This is a genomic window from Micromonospora nigra, from assembly GCF_900091585.1.
In the GTDB taxonomy this organism is placed as follows: domain Bacteria; phylum Actinomycetota; class Actinomycetes; order Mycobacteriales; family Micromonosporaceae; genus Micromonospora; species Micromonospora nigra.
This window is the reverse complement of record NZ_FMHT01000003.1, coordinates 2,471,621-2,490,233: the sequence shown is the minus strand read 5'-3', so window position 1 is coordinate 2,490,233 and position 18,613 is coordinate 2,471,621. Positions and strand designations below refer to the sequence as shown.

Below are 18,613 nucleotides of genomic sequence, written 5' to 3'. Positions count from 1 at the left end.
GTGCCTTGTCGGAAGATGTTGGCTATGAGATCGCGGGCGGCCGGTGCAGGCCCGCCCGTCGGACACGCGGCCGACCCGGACGGGTCGGGCCGGGACACGGAAGGCGGGCATGATGCGCACACGTACACGGCTGGCCGTCGGGGCGGTCGGTGCCCTCACTGCTGCGGGGCTGCTGACCGGCTGCGGCGACGCCGGCTCCTCCGGCACCGAGGCGCCCGAGGCGGGTGCCACCGGCGCGGGCTGCGCCCCGGTGGCCGGCGACCAGCTCGTCGTTCTCGAGGACGACAAGAAGCTCCAGAACACCGACAACATCGTCCCGGCGGTCAACGCGAAGGCGGCCACCCCGGAGGTCTTCGCGGCGCTGAACAAGGTTTCCGCCGCGCTCGACACCCCGAAGCTGGTCGCGCTCAACAAGGCCGTCGACGTGGATCGCAAGACGCCGGAGGCGGCCGCGACGGAGTTCGCCGCCGCCAACGACCTGACCGCCGGGATCACCAAGGGCCCCGGTGGCGAGATCGTGGTCGGGGCGGGCAACTTCAGCGAGAGCCAGACGCTGGGCGAGTTGTACCGGATCGTGCTGACGGCCGCCGGTTACGAGGTCAGGGTCCAGCAGATCGGCAGCCGCGAGCTGTACGAGCCGGCGCTGGAGAAGGGCGAGATCCAGGTCGTCCCGGAGTACGCGGCCACCATGGCCGAGTTCCTCAACACGAAGATCAACGGCAAGGACGCCGAGCCGGTCTCCTCGTCCGCACTGGACAAGACGATGTCCGCGCTGACAAAGGCCGGTTCCACGGTGGGGATCAGCTTCGGGTCCCCGTCGGCCGCGCAGAACCAGAACGCGTTCGCCGTCACCCGGGCCTTCGCCGACAGGTACGGCGTGCGGACCCTGTCCGAGTTGGCCGCCACCTGCTCGGGCCAGGAGACGGTGCTGGCCGGTCCGCCGGAGTGCCCGCAGCGGCCGAAGTGCCAGGCCGGGCTGGTCGAGGTCTACGACTTCCGGGCCGGCTCGTTCAGTTCGCTCGACGCGGGAGGCCCGCAGACCAAGAACGCGCTGACCACCGGGGCGGCCAGCGTCGGTCTGGTCTTCTCCTCGGACGGCGCGTTGGCGGGCTGAGACACGGAAGCCGGGCGGGCGTCGACCCTCGTGGCCGACGCCCGCCCGGTACGTCCGGGGCCGTTCCCAGGTGGGACAACTCTCGGTAGGCTGCACAGCCATGCCAGCCTCGGACGTCGCCGCCGACACCCGTGCCCCGCAACTGCTGACCGTGCTCTTCTGGGGCGGGGTGGGGCTGGCCCCGATCGCGGCGCTGATCCTTCTGGTCGCCGACGGCAACGGCCCGCTGCGGCTCGCCGCGGTGCTGGCCATCGTCGCCGTCGTGCTGATCGGGTTGTCGATCGCGTTGCGGACGGACGAGGGCGGGCGGGCCCGCGTCCAGGAGTTGACGGACGAGGTCGAGCAGCTCCGTCGGGAGTTGCGCAGCGAGATCGTCGCCGCCGCCCAGCGCGGCAATCAGGCACTCGACCAGGCCCAGCGGGCTCAGGACGCGGTCGCTGGGCTGCACCGGCGGCTGGCGGCGGAGGGCGCTGGTGTGCCGGCGGAGGAACCCGCGGGTCCGGGCCGGGCCCGGGTGCCCGTGCCGGATGACCCTGCTGCTGTGCCGGGCCGGGCTGTTGGCCGACCCGAGCCAGCGGTGCGTCAGGGCGGCGCAGGCCCGGCCGGTCAGGCAGGCGGCCACGGCGCCGTCCCGCCGGCACCGGATCGACCGGCGGCCGGTTCCGTCGGGGTGCCCGGGGTCGACCGTTCCGCCCCTGGCCGCCACGGCGCGAGCGGGCCCGGCGCGGACCGCTTCACCCCCGCCGGCCACGGCGCGGACCGTCCCGCTCCGGGCGGCCACGGCACGGCACGGGCCGCCGCCGGGGTGTACGGCGCGGCGCGGCCGGAACGGGAGCCGCGCACCGAGCCGGCACCGCGTCCGCTGGGCGTGGTGCGGCACACCGAGACGGTGCACGTCACCACCCGCCACACCATCGTGGACGGTGGGGTGTCGGGTGAGCAGGGTGGCGCCTACGGCGGGTACGACCGCTGGTCGACGGAGCAGGGTGCCCGGCCGTGGGCCGGGCACGACGGCGCTTCCGGCGACGATCCGGAGCGCGGCCGCCGGGGTGCCCGGAGCGGTGTCGACGGCCGCGCCCCTGCACCCGGAGCAGGCGCCGGTGGGTCGCCGCACGACGCGGACCGCGGTTGGTCGGCCCCGCGCGCCGGCGGCCGGGCCGCTTCCCACCAGGAGAGCTGGACTCCCCGCGAGGCGCAGGTCAGGGCCGGGACCGGGGACGACCGGGCGTGGTCGGCCCCGGCGGACGAACAGACCTGGAGCGCCCGGCACGACCGGTCCTGGTCGCCCGGGGCGGACCAGCGGGGCGACGGTCCGCAGGACTGGGAGGCCACGGCGGGTCGGCCGGCGCCGGCGGCCGGGCCGGACGACACCGGGGAGTACTGGGCGCAGCTGCGCGCGGGCGACCGGTGGGCCGCGGTACGCGAGGACGACCGGGGGCGGGAGGTGCGGGTCGGGGAGCGACGTGCGGAGGTGCACGCCGACGGTTCCGGCACCGAGTACCGGATGGCCGACCGGTGGGCTGCCGTCCGGCACGACGAGCCCCGCCGCGTCCAGGAGGGGCCCGGACCTCGCCGCCACGACGACGGGCCCGCGCCACGGCGGGACGCCGAGGGGTACGAAGCCTGGCAGGCCCACGACGGTGGCGAGGAATGGCGCGGTCGCTGGGACGAACCGGAGGACCGCCCGGCGCTGCCCGTCGGCGGGGTACCGGTGCCGCAGGAGTGGCGGGTGCCGCAGCAGCGCGGCCGGCAGCCCGAGCCACAGTGGGGCCCTGCCCCCGAGCCGCAGTGGGGGTACCAACCGGAAACCGAGCGTTACGGCCACCCCGAGGGGTCGCGATACGGGCACGGCGAGCAGCCGCGCCACGGCCACGTCGAGGGGCCGCGCTACGGCTACCCGCCGCAGGACGACGGTCCCCGGGCCGGCGCGGAGCGCTGGCGCTGACCGGGGCCCGCGCCGGACTCACTTGTCGATGTCGCCGACCACGAAGAACATCGAACCGAGGATCGCGATCAGGTCCGGCACCAGGCAGCCGGGCAGCAACGTGGCCAGGGCCTGCACGTTCGCGTACGACGCGGTGCGCAGCTTGAGCCGCCACGGTGTCTTCTCCCCGCGGGACACCAGGTAGTAGCCGTTGATGCCGAGCGGGTTCTCCGTCCACGCGTACGTGTGCCCCTCCGGGGCCTTGAGCACCTTCGGCAGTCGGGTGTTGACCGGGCCGGTGAGCCGGTCCACCCGGTCCAGGCACTGTTCGGCGAGGTCGAGCGAGGCGTACACCTGGTCGAGCAGCACCTCGAACCGGGCGTGGCAGTCCCCGGACGTGCGGGTCACCACCGGCACGTCGAGCTGGTCGTAGGCCAGGTACGGCTCGTCGCGGCGCAGGTCGAGGTCGAGCCCGGAGGCGCGGGCCACCGGCCCGGACGCCCCGTAGGCGGCGGCGTCGGCTGCGGACAGCACGCCCACGCCGACGGTACGGGCCAGGAAGATCTCGTTACGGCGGATCAGGTTGTCCAGGTCGGGCATCCGGCGGCGCACCTCGCCGATGGCGGCACGGGCCCGGCCGGTCCAGCCGGCGGGCACCTCCTCCTTGAGCCCACCGACCCGGTTGAACATGTAGTGGATCCGGCCACCGGAGACCTCCTCCAGCACCGTCTGGATGGTCTCCCGCTCGCGGAAGGCGTAGAACATCGGGGTGATCGCGCCGATCTCCAACGGGTACGAGCCGAGGAACATCAGGTGGTTGAGCACCCGGTTCAGCTCGGCGAGCGCCATCCGTAGCCAGGTCGCCCGCTCGGGCACCTCCATGCCCATCAGCCGCTCCACGGCGAGCACCACGCCCAGCTCGTTGGAGAACGCCGACAGCCAGTCGTGCCGGTTGGCCAGCACGATGACCTGCCGGTAGTCGCGTACCTCGAACAGCTTCTCCGCACCCCGGTGCATGTAGCCGACGATCGGCTCGGCGGCCACCACCCGCTCCCCGTCGAGCACCAGTCTCAGCCGCAGCACGCCGTGCGTCGACGGGTGCTGGGGGCCGATGTTGAGCACCATGTCGGTGCCGAGCTGCTCCCCGCCGGCTCCGGTGCCGACGGTCAGTTCGCGAAGGTCGGCGTCGGTGGTCATGCCCGTCATCGTGCCACGCGGGGCCATCGACGGTCGCGGGCTCCCGGCGTGGGTTCACCGCGAGATGCCGCGATCCGATCCGTCAGGAGACGCGGACGCTGCGAGAGGGCGAAACCCGTGCCGCCGTCCACGCGGGCCGGGCGGAAGGGCACCGGCCGGGTCACGGATCAGGTGCGCTTCCGACCGGCTGGAGGAGCCACCAGTGCCCGCCGAGCCCGGCCGGATCGGTCAGCTCGGCCACCGTGGACGCGGCGGCCAGCGCCCGCACGTATCCGGTCGGGTCGGTGGCGGCCAGGCTCAGCGGCGGTCGTGCGCCGTCGGCCCCGAGCGCCCGCAACGCCTCCCGCTGCGACACCAGGGAGTACGCACACCGGGCGACCCGCTCGCCGCAGGAGGCGACCGAGTCGACGGCGACGTGCGCGGTGACATCCCGGGACCCGTCCGGCACCGGTGGCACCTGCCGCCCACCCCGGTAACCGGTCAGCGTCCCGTCGACCGGTCGACCCGCCCTGAGGTGCCCGTAGTCCACGGCCACCGCCAGCCCCCGGTCGACCCTGCCGACGGCATCCGCCCACGCCTCGTCCCGTTCCCGCCCGATCTCGGCCCGCACCCTGACCCCGTTCTCCGCCTCGGGCCACCACCGGTGCAGCCAGTCGGCGTCCTGCGGGGTGAGCGGGGGGCCGACGGTCTCCGTGCCCGTGGTCGGGTCGACGAGCACGTAGCGCCAACCTTCGCCGGTGGGTACGGCCACGTCGAGTGGCACGTTGTCGAGCCACTCGGTGGCGATCAGCAGCCCGGAGACGCCCGACGGGATCTCGTCCAGCCATCCGATCGCCGCCGGCAGGTCGGCGGGGCGGGCGGCCCGCTCCACGGCGGTGAGGCGTACCCGGTCGGCCAGGGATACCTGGTTCGGTGGTCCCGCGGGATGGGAGCCGGGCGACCGGGACGGGCGGTCGGTGGTCGGGTCCGGGCCGCCCGGACCCGCGGGAAGCAGGCCCGACCGCCCAGCGTGGGTGGGTGCCGCCGACATCTGCCCGGCGAGCGCCCGCAGCAGCTCCCCCCTGCCCGCCCCGACGTCGACCACGTCGAGCACCGGCGGATGCCCCAGGGTGGCGTCGACCTCGGCGAGCAGGCGCAGCACCGCGGAGGCGAAGGCGGGGGAGGCGTGCACGCTGGTGCGAAAGTGCGCCGCCGGCCCGGCCCCGGACACGAAGAAGCCGCCCGGTCCGTAGAGTGCCCGGTCCATGGCGTCGCGCCACCGCATCGACATCAGGTCATCCCTCGATCAGGTCCGTCACCGTGCCGACCCTACGGTCAGGGATCCCCGGCGGTCGTACCCCTGCCGCCGGCCGGAACCCCGGCGGACGCCGCGCCCGCCGACCCCGCGCCGCCGGTGAACGTTTTCACACATCCTTGTTTCGGATCTGCCGAGACGGCGCATACTTGCCCTCGACCGGTACCCCTTCTCGAGGACTGGATCGTCGAATGAGCGCACCGCTGCGCCCGCGCCCGGCCGCCCCGCAGGGGCCTGCCACGGCGTCGCGGGCCGCCACCCCGCCCACCACCTCCCGTCTGCTCACCGTCGGCGTGATCGGTGCCGGGCGGGTCGGTGCCACCCTGGGCGCCGCACTCACGGCGGCCGGACACCGGGTGGTCGCCGCCGCCGGGGTCTCCGACGCGTCCCGCGCCCGGCTGGCCCTGCTGCTGCCGGGGGTGCCCCGCCGCTCCGCCACCTCGGTCGCGCGGGCCGCCACCGACCTGCTGCTGCTGGCGGTTCCCGACGACGCGCTGGCGGGCGTGGTCGCCGGGCTGGCCGAGGCGGGCGCGCTGCGTCCCGGTCAGGTGGTCGCGCACACCTCCGGCGCGCACGGGCTGACCGTGCTCGATCCGGCCACCGCCGTCGGTGCCCGGCCGCTCGCCCTGCACCCGGCGATGACCTTCACCGGTACGCCCGACGACCTGGGCCGCCTCGCCGGCATCTCGTACGGGGTGACCGCCCCGGCGGACCTGCGCCCGCTGGCCGCCCGACTGGTCGCCGACCTGGGTGGGGTGCCGGAGTGGATCGGTGAGGCGGACCGCCCGCTCTACCACGCGGCGCTGGCGCACGGCGCCAACCACCTGGTGACCCTGGTCAACGAGGCGGCCGACCGGCTGCGTGACGCCGGGGTGCGACAGCCGGAGAAGGTGCTGGCCCCGCTGCTGCGCGCGGCCCTGGAGAACGCGCTGCGACTCGGCGACGACGCGCTGACCGGCCCGGTGTCCCGGGGCGACGCCGGCACCGTGGCGCGGCACCTGACCCGGCTCGCGGCGACCGCCCCCGAGTCGGTCGCCCCCTACCTGGCCCTGGCCCGCCGTACCGCCGACCGGGCCATCGCCGCCGGCCGACTGCGCCCGGTCGACGCGGAGTCCCTGCTCGGCGTCCTGGCCGCCACCCGCACCGGGGTCGCGGCGGGTACGGAACGTGGGCCGGGCCTGCGGACCCCGCAGTCGCGAGCCAAGGGAGCAGCCTGATGACGGAACTGGTGCACACCCGCGCGGACCTGGCGACGGCCCGGGCCGACTGCAAGGGCACGGTCGGCGTGGTGATGACCATGGGGGCCCTGCACTCCGGGCACGAGACGCTGCTGCGGGCCGCCCGGGAACGGGCCGACCACGTGATCGTCACGGTGTTCGTGAACCCGTTGCAGTTCGGCCCGACGGAGGACTTCGACCGCTATCCGCGCACCCTCGACGCCGACCTGGAGGTGTGCCGTCGGGCCGGCGCGGACGTGGTCTTCGCGCCCTCGGTGACCCAGATGTACCCGGACGGCCAACCCTCGGTGCGCATCGACCCGGGCCCGCTCGGCGCGGACCTGGAGGGCCTGAGCCGGCCCGGCTTCTTCCACGGGGTGCTCACCGTGGTGCTGAAGCTGCTCCAGCTCACCCGGCCCGACCTGACGTTCTTCGGCGAGAAGGACTACCAGCAACTGGCCCTGGTGCGGCGGATGTGTCGGGACCTGGACGTGCCGGTCGAGGTGGTCGGGGTGCCGACCGTGCGCGAGCCGGACGGGTTGGCGCTGTCCAGCCGCAACCGTTACCTCTCGGCCGGGGAGCGGGAGGCGGCGCTGACTCTGTCGGCGGCACTGCGGGCCGGGGTCGACGCCGCCGAGGCCGGGGCCGACGCGGGGGCGGTGCTGGCCGCCGCGCACGCGGCCTTCGGCGCGGGTACGCCCGGCGCCGACCTGGACTACCTGGTGCTCACCGATCCCGACCTGGAGCCGGGGCCGGTCGCCGGCCCGGCGCGGCTGCTGGTCGCGGCGTGGGTCGGCGGCACCCGGCTGATCGACAACGCGGCGGTTCACCTCGCTCCCCGTCCCTGACCTTCACACACCCCCACCTGCGGAAAGGCTGTCCGATGCTGCGGACCATGCTGAAGTCGAAGATCCACCGGGCCACGGTGACCCAGGCAGACCTGCACTACGTCGGCTCGGTCACCGTGGACGAGGACCTGCTCGACGCCGCCGATCTGCTCCCCGGTGAGCAGGTCGCGATCGTCGACATCACCAACGGCGCGCGGCTGGAGACGTACGTGATCCCGGGGAGACGGGGCAGCGGCGTGATCGGGATCAACGGCGCCGCGGCGCACCTGGTGCACCCGGGCGACCTGGTCATCCTCATCTCGTACGCGCAGATGGACTCCGCCGAGGCGCGCACCTACCGACCGGTCGTGGTGCACGTCGACGCCGACAACCGGGTCGTCGACCTCGGCGCGGACCCGTCGGTCGCCGCCCCCGGCACCGCCGGAGCCCCCGTCCCGAATCCCCTCGCGGCGGTCTGACCCCGGGTGGGGAGGGTTGTTCCGGTCTGTCACCGGAGGGTGATGTTCGGTTAGCCTGGGGGCGCCGTCGGGTGACGGTGCTGGCTGGGGGAGGCCGGGTGAGGCAGCAGCGTGCCATCGGGGCCCTGGTAGCGGCGGTCGCCGCGACCGCGCTCCTGGTCGGGTGCGGCTCGGTGCCGGGCACCGACGGCGACCTGGTCGACGACTGGGGGGCGCTGCCCGTGCCCGGTCCGTTCACCCCGGCCGCGGGGGTCTGTCACGCGACGTTCGCCGACGTGGTGCCGCTCGACGCGTACGAGCCGGTCGACTGCGCCGACCCGCACGGGATCGAGACGGTGCACGTGGGCTCCTTCCCGGCCGAGCGGGCCGCACCGCCCGCCACCGGCTCGACGGAACTGCGGGGGGCCTTCGCCGACTGCGACACCCGGGCGAACGGTCACGTGGGGGACAACTGGCGCGCGGGTCGGCTCCGGCTGGCCGTCGCGCTGCCGTCCGGGCCGGGCTGGGCGGCCGGTGCCCGCTGGTACCGCTGCGACCTGGCCGAGGTGACCGGCGTCGAGGCGGCGGCGACCGTCGTCACCCGCACCGGAAGCCTGCGTGACGCCCTGAAGGCACCCTCCCCGCTACGGCTCGGCTGCCAGCAGACCCGCGCCGGGCGGGGCGGCGGCGTGCAGACCCTGGTGCCGGTGGACTGCGGCACCCGGCACGACGCCGAGTTCGTCGGCGTGTGGCCCGCGCCGGACCGTCCGTACCCGACGAAGGACGGGGACTGGGTTCCCCTGTACACCGGCTGCCGCACGGTGCTCGGCCGGTACGTGGGCGTCCCCGACGACGTCGACCTGCCCTTCCGCAGCGGGGTGGTGATCCGTCCGCCCGGGCCGGGCCGTTGGCGGGTCGGCGACCGGGGTGTCCGCTGCTACCTCTGGCTCAGCGACCGCACGGTGACCGCCTCGCTGAAGGGTGCCGGTCCGGCCGGTCTGCCGGTGCGGACGAAGTAGCCCGGCGTCGTAGCCGAAACCACTCGTACCGCCCCCGCCGCCCCGGGGGAGGTTCCTTCGGGTTGACTGTCGGCATGGACCTTGCGACCGTCGACCTGCCGACGCCGCCCCCGCTGCTGGCCGCTCCCGCGCCCGGCTGGGTGGAGACCACCGACGTGATCGTGGTGGGTTCCGGCGTGGCCGGCCTGACCGCGGCGTTGCACCTTCGTGAGGCGGGGCTGCACGTCACCGTCGTCACCAAGGTCGACATCGACGAGGGGTCGACCCGTTGGGCGCAGGGCGGCATCGCGGCGGTGCTCGACCCGCACGACACCCCGGCCGCGCACGCCTCGGACACGGAGGTCGCCGGGGTGGGGCTGTGCGACCCGGCGGCGGTGCGGGTGCTGGTGGAGGAGGGCCCGACCCGGCTGCGGGAGCTGATGCGGGTCGGGGCCGAGTTCGACCGGCATCCGGACGGTTCGTTGATGCTCACCCGGGAGGGCGGGCACCGGGCGGACCGGATCGTGCACGCCGGCGGCGACGCCACCGGCGCGGAGGTGCAGCGCGCCCTGCACGCGGCCGTCCGCCGCGATCCGTGGATCCGGCTGGTCGAGCATGCCCTGGTGCTGGATCTGCTCCGGGCACCCGGTGACGGCTCCGGAGGGCTCGGCCCGGCCTGCGGGATCACCCTGCACGTGCTCGGTGAGGGCAGCGAGGACGGCGTGGGCGCGATCCTGTCCCGGGCGGTGGTGCTGGCCACCGGCGGTCTGGGCCAGGTGTTCGCGGCCACCACCAACCCCGCGGTGTCCACCGGCGACGGGGTGGCGCTGGCGATGCGGGCCGGCGCGGCCGTCACCGACGTGGAGTTCGTCCAGTTCCACCCGACGGCACTGATCGTCCCCGAGCACGCCCGGCTGCCCGGCGCGGGCCACGCCCAGCAGCCCCTGGTCTCCGAGGCGCTGCGCGGCGAAGGCGCCCACCTGGTCGACGGCGACGGCAAGCGGTTCATGGTCGGCCAACACGAGCTGGCCGAGCTGGCCCCCCGCGACGTCGTCGCCAAGGGCATCCACCGGGTGCTGCTGGCCACCGGCGCCGACCACGTGTTCCTCGACGCCCGGCACCTCGGCGGCGACTTCCTGGCCGGGAGGTTCCCCACCATCGTGGCGTCCTGCCTGGCCATCGGCGTGGATCCGGCCACCGACCTGATCCCGGTCGCTCCGGCCGCCCACTACGCCTCGGGGGGTGTGCGCACCGACCTGCGTGGCCGCACCTCCATCCCCGGCCTGTACGCCTGCGGCGAGGTCGCCTGCACGGGCGTGCACGGCGCGAACCGGCTGGCCAGCAACTCGCTGCTGGAGGGGCTGGTCTTCTCCCGCCGGATCGCCGACGACATCGCCGCCGGACTGCCCGAACAGGCGCAGCCGGCCGACACGGGGGCCTGGCGCGGCGGCGCGGGCCGGGTGGTGCCGGCGGGCACGACGCCGGTGCTGCAACGGGCGATGACCCGGGGTGCGGGAGTGCTCCGCTCGGCGGCGACCCTCCGGCAGGCGGCGGCGACACTGGTCGACGTGGGAGCGGGCCGGGGTGTGCCGCGTACCGCGGACTGGGAGGCCACGAACCTGGTCACCGTGGCGTCGGCGCTGGTCGCTGCCGCCTACGCCCGGCAGGAGACGCGGGGCTGCCACTGGCGGGAGGACTTCCCGACGGCCGACGGGCGGTGGCACGGTCACCTCGTGGCGTCGCTCGGACCCCAGGGACGCCTGACGCAACGATGGGAGAGGTCATGACGCCTTCGACGGAACGGGCGCTGCGCGAGCGCGGGCTGGACCCGGAGTACGTGCGGGCGGTGGTGGAGACCGCCTTCGTGGAGGACCTGGGCCCGGACTTCCGCGACGTCACCAGCGTCGCCACGATCCCCGCCGACCAGACCGACACCGCCGACCTGGTGGCCCGCGCCGACGGCGTGGTGGCCGGGCTGGCGGTGGCCGCCGCCGCGTTCGAGCTGGTCGGCGAGGTGACCGGGGCGGGGCGTACGGTCGAGGTGTCGGTGGTGGCCCGCGACGGCGAGCGGGTGGCGCGCGGCGACGTGCTGGCCACGGTGACCGGCCCGACCCGGCTGCTGCTCACCGCGGAGCGCACGGCGCTCAACCTGCTGTGCCGGATGTCCGGGGTGGCGACCCACACCCGGGCCTGGGCCGACGCGCTGACCGGCACGAGGGCGATGGTGCTCGACACCCGCAAGACCACGCCCGGCCTGCGAGCCCTGGAGAAGTACGCGGTGCGGGCCGGCGGCGGCACGAACAAGCGGATGGGTCTGTACGACGTCGCGATGGTCAAGGACAACCACAAGTTCGCCGCCGGCGGGATCACCGCGGCCTACCGCCGGGTCCGGGAGGCGTTTCCCGAGGTGTCGGTGCAGGTGGAGGTCGACACGGTGGCCGAGGCGGTGGAGGCCGTGGCGGCCGGTGCGGAGTTCCTGCTGCTGGACAACATGCCCCCCGCGGTGCTGCGGGAGGTGGTCGCGGCGGTGGGGGGCCGCGCGGAGCTGGAGGCGACGGGCGGACTGACCCTGGAGGTGGCGGCGGAGGTCGGGGCGACCGGCGTGGACTTCCTGTCGGTGGGTGCGCTGACCCACTCGTCACCGATCCTCGACATCGCGTTGGACCTCCGTACGCCGGTGGGTCCTTCGCGCCGCGCCGTCTAGGCTGCGTGCGTGCTGCTCTGCATCGACATCGGAAACACGAACACCGTGCTGGCGACCTTCGAAGGCGACAAGCTGGTGCACTCGTGGCGGATCAAGACGGATGCCCGGTCGACCGCCGACGAGCTGGGCCTGATGTTCCGGGGGCTGCTCGCGGGCGACGCCGTCGAGATCACCGGGGTGGCGGCGTGCTCCACCGTGCCGGCGGCCCTGCGTTCGTTGCGCACCATGCTGTCGCGGTACTACGCCGACCTGCCCAGCGTGATCGTCGAGCCGGGCGTCCGCACCGGTGTGCAGCTGGCGATCGACAACCCGAAGGAGGTGGGCGCGGACCGGGTGGTGAACACCCTGGCCGCGTACACCCTCTACGGCGGGCCGTCGATCGTGGTCGACTTCGGCACCACCACCAACTTCGACGTGATCAGCGGCCGGGGTGAGTTCCTCGGCGGCGCGTTCGCGCCGGGCATCGAGATCTCCTTCGACGCGCTCGCCGCCCGAGCCGCGCAGCTGCGCAAGGTGGAGGCGACGAAGCCGCGCTCGGTGATCGGCAAGAACACGGTCGAGTGTCTCCAGTCGGGCCTCTACTTCGGCTTCGCCGGCCAGGTGGACCGCATCGTCGAGCGGATGGTCGAGGAGTTGGGCGAGGTCAAGGCGGTGATCGCCACCGGTGGGCTGGCCTCGCTGGTGGTCAACGAGTGCCGCACGATCACCGCCCACGAGCCGATGATCACCCTGATCGGCCTGCGGATGGTCTACGACCGCAACCTCTGAGCGTCACCGGCGCCGGGCGCGCAGGGCCAGGGTGCGGTAGGGAAGGTCGAGGGTGTCCCGCCCGGCGAGGTCGGGGTGGGCGGCCAGCAGGTCGCGGAGTTCCCGGTCTACCTTCTGCCGCTGCTCGGGGGAGGCCGTCAGGTAGTGCGAGCGGGTGCGGACCATCCCGAGCAGCTCGTCGGGCGTCAGCGTGGTGGCGTGGCCGAACTCGGCCCACTCGCCTGCGTCGAAGGCCGCCCCGAAGCCGGTCACGTACGCCCGGACGTGGTCGACGGTGTCGCCGACCTCGGCGATCCGACTCAGCTCCGTCACCCAGGCGACCCGCTCGTCGCGGAGGTTCCAGATCGGGGCGAGCACACCGCCGGGGCGCAGCACCCGGGCGATCTCCGGGTGTGCCCGGTCGCGGTCGAACCAGTGGTACGCCTGGCCGACGACGACCGCGTCGGCGTACCCGTCGGGCAGTGGCATCTCCTCCGCGCTGCCGGCCAGGGCGGTCACGCCGGGGGTGGACTCGACCAGCCGGGCCCGCATCCCCGGGTCGGGTTCGACGGCGGTCACCTCGTCGTACCCGAGGTCGCGGAGGCCCCGGGTCAGGATGCCGGTGCCCGCGCCCAGGTCGACGACCCGCGCGGAGGCCGCGAGCCCGTCGAGCGCCCAGCGCAGCGCGGCCTCGGGATATCGGGGACGGTACCGGTCGTACTCGGCGGCGGCAGCGCCGAAGGAGAGGGCCTGAGTGGGGTCCGTCATGGCGGCAGGTTATCCCGTAACACCGGTCAAACCGCTTGAGTACGCTCGTGCTCTGACCCCGCCCGATATCTCCCTCCGAGGAAGCGTGCCGTGACCGAGCAGACGCCCGTGCCAGTCGACCCCGCCGACGACCTTCCGGAGCAGATGAAGGTCCGCCGGGAGAAGCGGGACCGGATGCTCGCCGAGGGCGTCGAGCCGTACCCGGTCGGTTTCCCCCGCACCAGCACCCTCGTGGAGATCCGCCGGAAGTACGCCGAACTGCCCACCGACACCGCCACCGGCGACCGGGTCTCGGTCACCGGCCGGGTGATCTTCGTCCGCAACACCGGCAAGCTCTGCTTCGCCACCCTGCGGGACGGCGACGGGACCGAACTCCAGGCGATGCTCTCGCTCGACCGGGTCGGCCCCGAGCGACTGGACGACTGGAAGCGGCTGGTCGACCTCGGCGACCACGTGGGGGTCACCGGTGAGGTGATCACCAGTCGTCGGGGCGAGCTGTCGGTGCTGGCCGAGCAGTGGGCGGTGACGGCGAAGGCGCTGCGCCCGCTGCCGGTGGCCCACAAGCCGCTCAGCGAGGAGGCCCGGGTCCGGCAGCGTTACGTCGACCTGATCGTGCGTCCGCAGGCACGGCAGATGGTGCGCACCCGGGCAACGGCCGTACGCAGCCTGCGGGATTCCCTGCACGGTCGGGGTTTCATCGAGGTGGAGACCCCGATGCTGCAACTTCTACACGGTGGGGCCACCGCCCGGCCATTCGTGACCCACAGCAATGCGCTCAGCACCGATCTGTATCTACGAATCGCCCCCGAACTATTTCTCAAGCGGGCCGTGGTCGGCGGGGTCGACCGGGTCTTCGAGATCAACCGCAACTTCCGTAATGAGGGTGTCGACTCATCGCACTCGCCCGAGTTCGCGATGCTGGAGACCTACCAGGCCTATGGCGACTACGACACCATGGCCGAGCTGACCCGGAATATCGTGCAGCAGGCCGCCATCGCGGTCGGCGGCTCGACGGTGGTCACTCACGCCGACGGCCGGGAGTTCGACCTGGGTGGCGAGTGGCGGTCCGTCACCCTGTTCGGGGTGCTTTCGGAGGCGCTGGGCGAGGAGGTCACCGTCCGCACCGAGCGCGCCCGCCTGGTGGAGTACGCCGACAAGGTCGGCCTGGCCGTCGACCCGAAGTGGGGTCCGGGCAAGCTGGCCGAGGAGCTCTTCGAGGAACTGGTCGTCCCCGGCCTGCAGGCGCCGACCTTCGTCCGGGACTACCCGGAGGAGACCAGCCCGCTGACCCGGGCCCACCGCAGCGAGCCCGGCCTGGCCGAGAAGTGGGACCTCTACGTCCTCGGCTTCGAGCTGGGCACCGCGTACTCGGAGCTGGTGGACCCGGTGGTGCAGCGGGAGCGGCTGGTGGCCCAGGCGCAGCTCGCGGCCCGCGGCGACGACGAGGCCATGCGGCTCGACGAGGACTTTCTCCGGGCGATGGAGTACGGAATGCCGCCCGCCGGTGGTATGGGAATGGGAATCGACCGGCTGCTGATGGCGTTGACCGGCCTGGGAATTCGGGAAACCATCCTCTTCCCGTTGGTCCGACCGGAGTAGTCGCCTGGGGCCCTTCGACCACTTGGTTACGGCATCCTGTTGACGCGACAAGCATCTGACGGGTTATTGTGCTTCCAGTTCGCAGGATCACCCTGCTCGGAAGGATTGTGGGACGTGGCCAAGCAGATCATTCACAAGCTGGTCGATGACCTGGACGGCGGGGACGCTGACGAGACCGTCAAGTTCGCGCTCGATGGTGTTCAGTACGAGATCGACCTGTCGAACTCCAACGCCGATAAATTGCGCGAGGTATTCGCGCCGTACGTCGCCCACGGCACCAAGGTGGGTCGGGGCGGCGTGGTGGTCGGCGGTCGAGCGGCCCGGGGTCGGGGTGGCGCCACCGCCGACCGCGAGCAGAACAAGGCCATCCGGGCCTGGGCCCGCAAGGCGGGCAAGGACATCTCCGACCGGGGGCGGATCCCGCAGGAGATCGTCGACGAGTTCCACTCCAAGGCCGGTCACTGAGACCGACCCGAGGGTGTTCGACGCCGGGCCCGGAGACGATCTCCGGGCCCGGCGTCGTCGGACCTGTGGCCTGCCTCGTGCCTGTGGCCTGCCTCGGACCTGTGGCCGGCCCCGGGCCCGTGCCCGGCGGCGGGGCTGCGCCCCCGGCGTCGGCTCCCGTGCCGGCGTCGGGCCCCCGTGCCCGGCGGCGGCCCCGCCCGGCAGCGGGCCTGGGCCCTTGGTCGCGCGTGTGGCCGTTGTCACGTCGGTGCGGCGACGCCCTGCCGCGACCCGGACCTCCCGCGCCTGTCATGTCGCCGGGCCGTGCGTGCCGACGTGCCGGCGCGCGCGGTGGCACCGTCCTCCGGTGCCTGCCGTCACTCGCCCTCGTGGCGGCCGGCGCTCCGGGGCGTCCACAGGCCCAGTCGGTTGTCCACAGGCCGTGGACGAGTTGTCCACAGGCTGTGGACGAGTCGGGGTGTCCGCCGGGGCGGCCGAGGGTGTCGATGGGGGGTTTCGGGGGTCGGCGAATTTCGCTCTGCGCGTACAGGCGGGGGGCCCGGAACATGCGCTGAGCGCGCAGGGTTGTGCAAAACGGCGCGTACCAGGCCCCCGGCGCGGACACACGAGGTCAGCCGAGTCGGTTCGCGGCGATAGAGTAATGAGGCACGGACGCCCGTCCCGGACGTCCGCGCACCCGGCCCCGCCGAGAGTCTTGACCATCAAGATCGAGTGCGCACGGCACGTGAGGAGCACGAGGGCATGTTCGAGCGGTTCACCGACCGAGCGCGACGGGTTGTCGTCCTGGCCCAAGAAGAGGCCCGGATGCTCAACCACAACTACATCGGTACGGAACACATCCTGCTGGGCCTGATCCACGAGGGTGAGGGTGTCGCCGCCAAGGCTCTGGAGAGCCTCGGCATCTCCCTGGAGGGCGTGCGCCAGCAGGTCGAGGAGATCATCGGCCAGGGCCAGCAGGCGCCCAGCGGGCACATCCCGTTCACGCCGCGAGCCAAGAAGGTGCTCGAGCTGTCGCTGCGCGAGGCGCTTCAGCTCGGCCACAACTACATCGGCACGGAGCACATCCTGCTCGGCCTGATCCGCGAGGGCGAGGGCGTCGCCGCCCAGGTGCTGGTCAAGCTCGGCGCCGACCTCAACCGGGTCCGCCAGCAGGTCATCCAGCTGCTCTCCGGCTACCAGGGCAAGGAGCCCGCCGCGGCGGGCGCCGCACCGGGTGAGGCCGCGCCGTCGACCAGCCTGGTGCTGGACCAGTTCGGCCGGAACCTGACCCAGGCCGCCCGCGAGGGCAAGCTCGACCCGGTCATCGGGCGCGAGAAGGAAATCGAGCGGGTCATGCAGGTGCTCTCCCGCCGCACCAAGAACAACCCGGTCCTGATCGGTGAGCCCGGCGTCGGGAAGACGGCCGTGGTGGAGGGGCTGTCCCAGAAGATCATCAAGGGCGAGGTGCCCGAGACGCTGAAGGACAAGCAGCTCTACACCCTCGACCTGGGTGCCCTGGTCGCCGGCTCCCGCTACCGCGGTGACTTCGAGGAGCGCCTGAAGAAGGTGCTCAAGGAGATCCGCACCCGCGGCGACATCATCCTGTTCATCGACGAGATCCACACCCTGGTCGGCGCGGGTGCCGCCGAGGGCGCGATCGACGCGGCGAGCATCCTCAAGCCGATGCTGGCCCGCGGCGAGCTGCAGACCATCGGCGCAACCACGCTGGACGAATACCGCAAGCACCTGGAGAAGGACGCCGCGCTGGAGCGCCGCTTCCAGCCGATCCAGGTGGGTGAGCCGTCCCTGGCCCACACCATCGAGATCCTCAAGGGCCTGCGCGACCGGTACGAGGCGCACCACCGCGTCTCGATCACCGACGCCGCCCTGGTGGCTGCCGCGACGCTGGCCGACCGGTACATCTCCGACCGCTTCCTGCCGGACAAGGCGATCGACCTGATCGACGAGGCCGGTGCCCGGATGCGCATCCGCCGGATGACCGCCCCGCCAGACCTGCGGGACTTCGACGAGCGCATCGCCCAGGTGCGTCGCGACAAGGAGTCCGCGATCGACGCGCAGGACTTCGAGCGCGCCGCCCAGCTGCGCGACAAGGAGAAGCAGCTGCTCGGCCAGAAGGCCCAGCGGGAGAAGGAGTGGAAGGCCGGCGACCTGGACGTCGTCAGCGAGGTCGACGACGAGCAGATCGCCGAGGTCCTCGGCAACTGGACGGGCATCCCGGTCTACAAGCTGACCGAGGAGGAGACCTCCCGCCTGCTGCGCATGGAGGACGAGCTGCACAAGCGCGTCATCGGCCAGGAGGACGCGGTCAAGGCGGTCTCGAAGGCGATCCGGCGTACCCGGGCCGGCCTGAAGGACCCGAAGCGCCCGTCGGGCTCGTTCATCTTCGCCGGCCCGTCCGGCGTCGGGAAGACCGAGCTGTCGAAGGCGCTCGCCGAGTTCCTGTTCGGCAGCGAGGACGCGCTGATCCAGCTGGACATGTCCGAGTTCCACGACCGTTACACGGTGTCCCGGCTGGTGGGTGCCCCTCCCGGCTACGTCGGCTACGACGAGGGTGGGCAGCTGACCGAGAAGGTGCGGCGTCGGCCGTTCTCGGTGGTCCTCTTCGACGAGATCGAGAAGGCCCACCCGGACGTGTTCAACACGCTGCTCCAGATCCTGGAGGACGGCCGTCTCACCGACGGTCAGGGCCGGATCGTGGACTTCAAGAACACGGTCATCATCCTGACCACCAACCTGGGCACCCGTGACGTGGCGAAGGCCGTGTCGCTGGGCTTCCAGGCGTCGGAGGACGCGGACTCGAACTACGACCGGATGAAGCAGAAGGTCAACGACGAGCTGAAGCAGCACTTCCGGCCCGAGTTCCTGAACCGGATCGACGACACGATCGTCTTCCACCAGCTGCGCCAGAACGAGATCCTGTCGATCGTCGACATCATGATCCAGCGGATCGAGACCCAGCTGCGCAACAAGGACATGGGCCTGGAGCTGACCGACAGCGCCAAGAAGTACCTGGCGACCAAGGGCTTCGACCCGGTGCTCGGTGCCCGTCCGCTGCGTCGCACGATCCAGCGGGACATCGAGGACAACCTGTCCGAGCGGATCCTGTTCAACGAGCTGACCCCGGGTCAGATCGTGGTGGTGGACTGCGAGGGCGATCCGAACGACGTCGACAAGTCGAAGCTCGTCTTCCGGGGTTCGGACCGTCCGGTAGACGTACCGGACGCCGTCCCCGCCGACCTCAGCGGCACCGCCGCAGGGGCGGACGAGCAGCAAGCCGGCTGATCGAGAAGTGCGGTGGCCC

Annotated in this window: 15 protein-coding genes; 12 read left to right on the top strand and 3 right to left on the bottom strand. The window is 73.0% G+C overall.

What is annotated here, in order from left to right; genetic code table 11:
• Nucleotides 1-112 precede the first annotated feature (112 nt).
• Nucleotides 113-1,114 (top strand): glycine betaine ABC transporter substrate-binding protein, encoded by a 1,002-nt coding sequence (locus GA0070616_RS10605; protein ID WP_091090444.1) that lies wholly within the window; start codon nucleotides 113-115, stop codon nucleotides 1,112-1,114.
• Between the two features lie 100 nt (nucleotides 1,115-1,214).
• Complete coding sequence (locus GA0070616_RS10600) at nucleotides 1,215-3,059, top strand: hypothetical protein (protein WP_175440031.1); 1,845 nt, start codon at nucleotides 1,215-1,217, stop codon at nucleotides 3,057-3,059.
• A gap of 18 nt (nucleotides 3,060-3,077) precedes the next feature.
• Here GA0070616_RS10600 and GA0070616_RS10595 read toward each other — a convergent pair whose 3' ends face one another.
• Nucleotides 3,078-4,244: an NADH-quinone oxidoreductase subunit D gene (locus GA0070616_RS10595; RefSeq protein ID WP_175440030.1), complete on the bottom strand. Its 1,167-nt coding sequence runs from the start codon at nucleotides 4,242-4,244 to the stop codon at nucleotides 3,078-3,080.
• Nucleotides 4,245-4,395: 151 nt separating this feature from the next.
• A complete protein-coding gene (locus tag GA0070616_RS10590) occupies nucleotides 4,396-5,505 on the bottom strand; it encodes an SAM-dependent methyltransferase (protein WP_091080188.1) in 1,110 nt (369 codons plus the stop codon).
• Nucleotides 5,506-5,720: 215 nt separating this feature from the next.
• Between GA0070616_RS10590 and GA0070616_RS10585 the strand changes: the two genes are divergently transcribed.
• The 7 genes from GA0070616_RS10585 (at nucleotide 5,721) to GA0070616_RS10555 (ending at nucleotide 12,501) form a co-directional block, all read left to right on the top strand.
• Nucleotides 5,721-6,746 (top strand): Rossmann-like and DUF2520 domain-containing protein, encoded by a 1,026-nt coding sequence (locus tag GA0070616_RS10585; protein ID WP_091080178.1) that lies wholly within the window; start codon nucleotides 5,721-5,723, stop codon nucleotides 6,744-6,746.
• Nucleotides 6,746-7,594, top strand: a complete 849-nt coding sequence (panC, locus tag GA0070616_RS10580) for a pantoate--beta-alanine ligase (protein ID WP_091080175.1) — start codon at nucleotides 6,746-6,748, stop codon at nucleotides 7,592-7,594. Before GA0070616_RS10585 ends, panC begins: the two co-directional genes overlap by 1 nt.
• Nucleotides 7,595-7,629: 35 nt before the next feature.
• Nucleotides 7,630-8,052 carry an aspartate 1-decarboxylase gene (gene panD / locus GA0070616_RS10575; RefSeq protein ID WP_091080172.1) on the top strand — a complete coding sequence of 141 codons (423 nt, stop codon included), beginning with the start codon at nucleotides 7,630-7,632 and terminating at the stop codon, nucleotides 8,050-8,052.
• Nucleotides 8,053-8,150: 98 nt separating this feature from the next.
• Nucleotides 8,151-9,050: a septum formation family protein gene (locus GA0070616_RS10570; RefSeq protein ID WP_091080169.1), complete on the top strand. Its 900-nt coding sequence runs from the start codon at nucleotides 8,151-8,153 to the stop codon at nucleotides 9,048-9,050.
• 74 nt (nucleotides 9,051-9,124) lie between these two features.
• Entirely contained in the window at nucleotides 9,125-10,816 is a 1,692-nt protein-coding gene (locus GA0070616_RS10565) for an L-aspartate oxidase (protein ID WP_091080166.1), read from the top strand.
• Nucleotides 10,813-11,733 carry a carboxylating nicotinate-nucleotide diphosphorylase gene (nadC, locus tag GA0070616_RS10560; RefSeq protein ID WP_091080163.1) on the top strand — a complete coding sequence of 307 codons (921 nt, stop codon included), beginning with the start codon at nucleotides 10,813-10,815 and terminating at the stop codon, nucleotides 11,731-11,733. The genes GA0070616_RS10565 and nadC overlap by 4 nt, the downstream gene beginning before the upstream one ends.
• A gap of 9 nt (nucleotides 11,734-11,742) precedes the next feature.
• Nucleotides 11,743-12,501: a type III pantothenate kinase gene (locus GA0070616_RS10555; RefSeq protein ID WP_091080160.1), complete on the top strand. Its 759-nt coding sequence runs from the start codon at nucleotides 11,743-11,745 to the stop codon at nucleotides 12,499-12,501.
• Between the two features lie 3 nt (nucleotides 12,502-12,504).
• On the opposite strand, the gene GA0070616_RS10550 is transcribed toward GA0070616_RS10555, so the two are convergent.
• Complete coding sequence (locus GA0070616_RS10550) at nucleotides 12,505-13,248, bottom strand: class I SAM-dependent methyltransferase (protein WP_091080156.1); 744 nt, start codon at nucleotides 13,246-13,248, stop codon at nucleotides 12,505-12,507.
• Nucleotides 13,249-13,338: 90 nt separating this feature from the next.
• On the opposite strand from GA0070616_RS10550, the gene lysS reads away from it, so the two are divergent.
• From lysS to GA0070616_RS10535, 3 genes are all read left to right on the top strand, one after another.
• Nucleotides 13,339-14,847: a lysine--tRNA ligase gene (gene lysS / locus GA0070616_RS10545; protein WP_091080154.1), complete on the top strand. Its 1,509-nt coding sequence runs from the start codon at nucleotides 13,339-13,341 to the stop codon at nucleotides 14,845-14,847.
• A gap of 114 nt (nucleotides 14,848-14,961) precedes the next feature.
• A complete protein-coding gene (locus GA0070616_RS10540; RefSeq protein ID WP_091080152.1) occupies nucleotides 14,962-15,312 on the top strand; it encodes a histone-like nucleoid-structuring protein Lsr2 in 351 nt (116 codons plus the stop codon).
• Between the two features lie 741 nt (nucleotides 15,313-16,053).
• The gene (locus tag GA0070616_RS10535; RefSeq protein ID WP_091080150.1) at nucleotides 16,054-18,594 is read left to right on the top strand and encodes an ATP-dependent Clp protease ATP-binding subunit; all 2,541 of its coding nucleotides are present in this window, start codon (nucleotides 16,054-16,056) and stop codon (nucleotides 18,592-18,594) included.
• Nucleotides 18,595-18,613 lie beyond the last annotated feature (19 nt).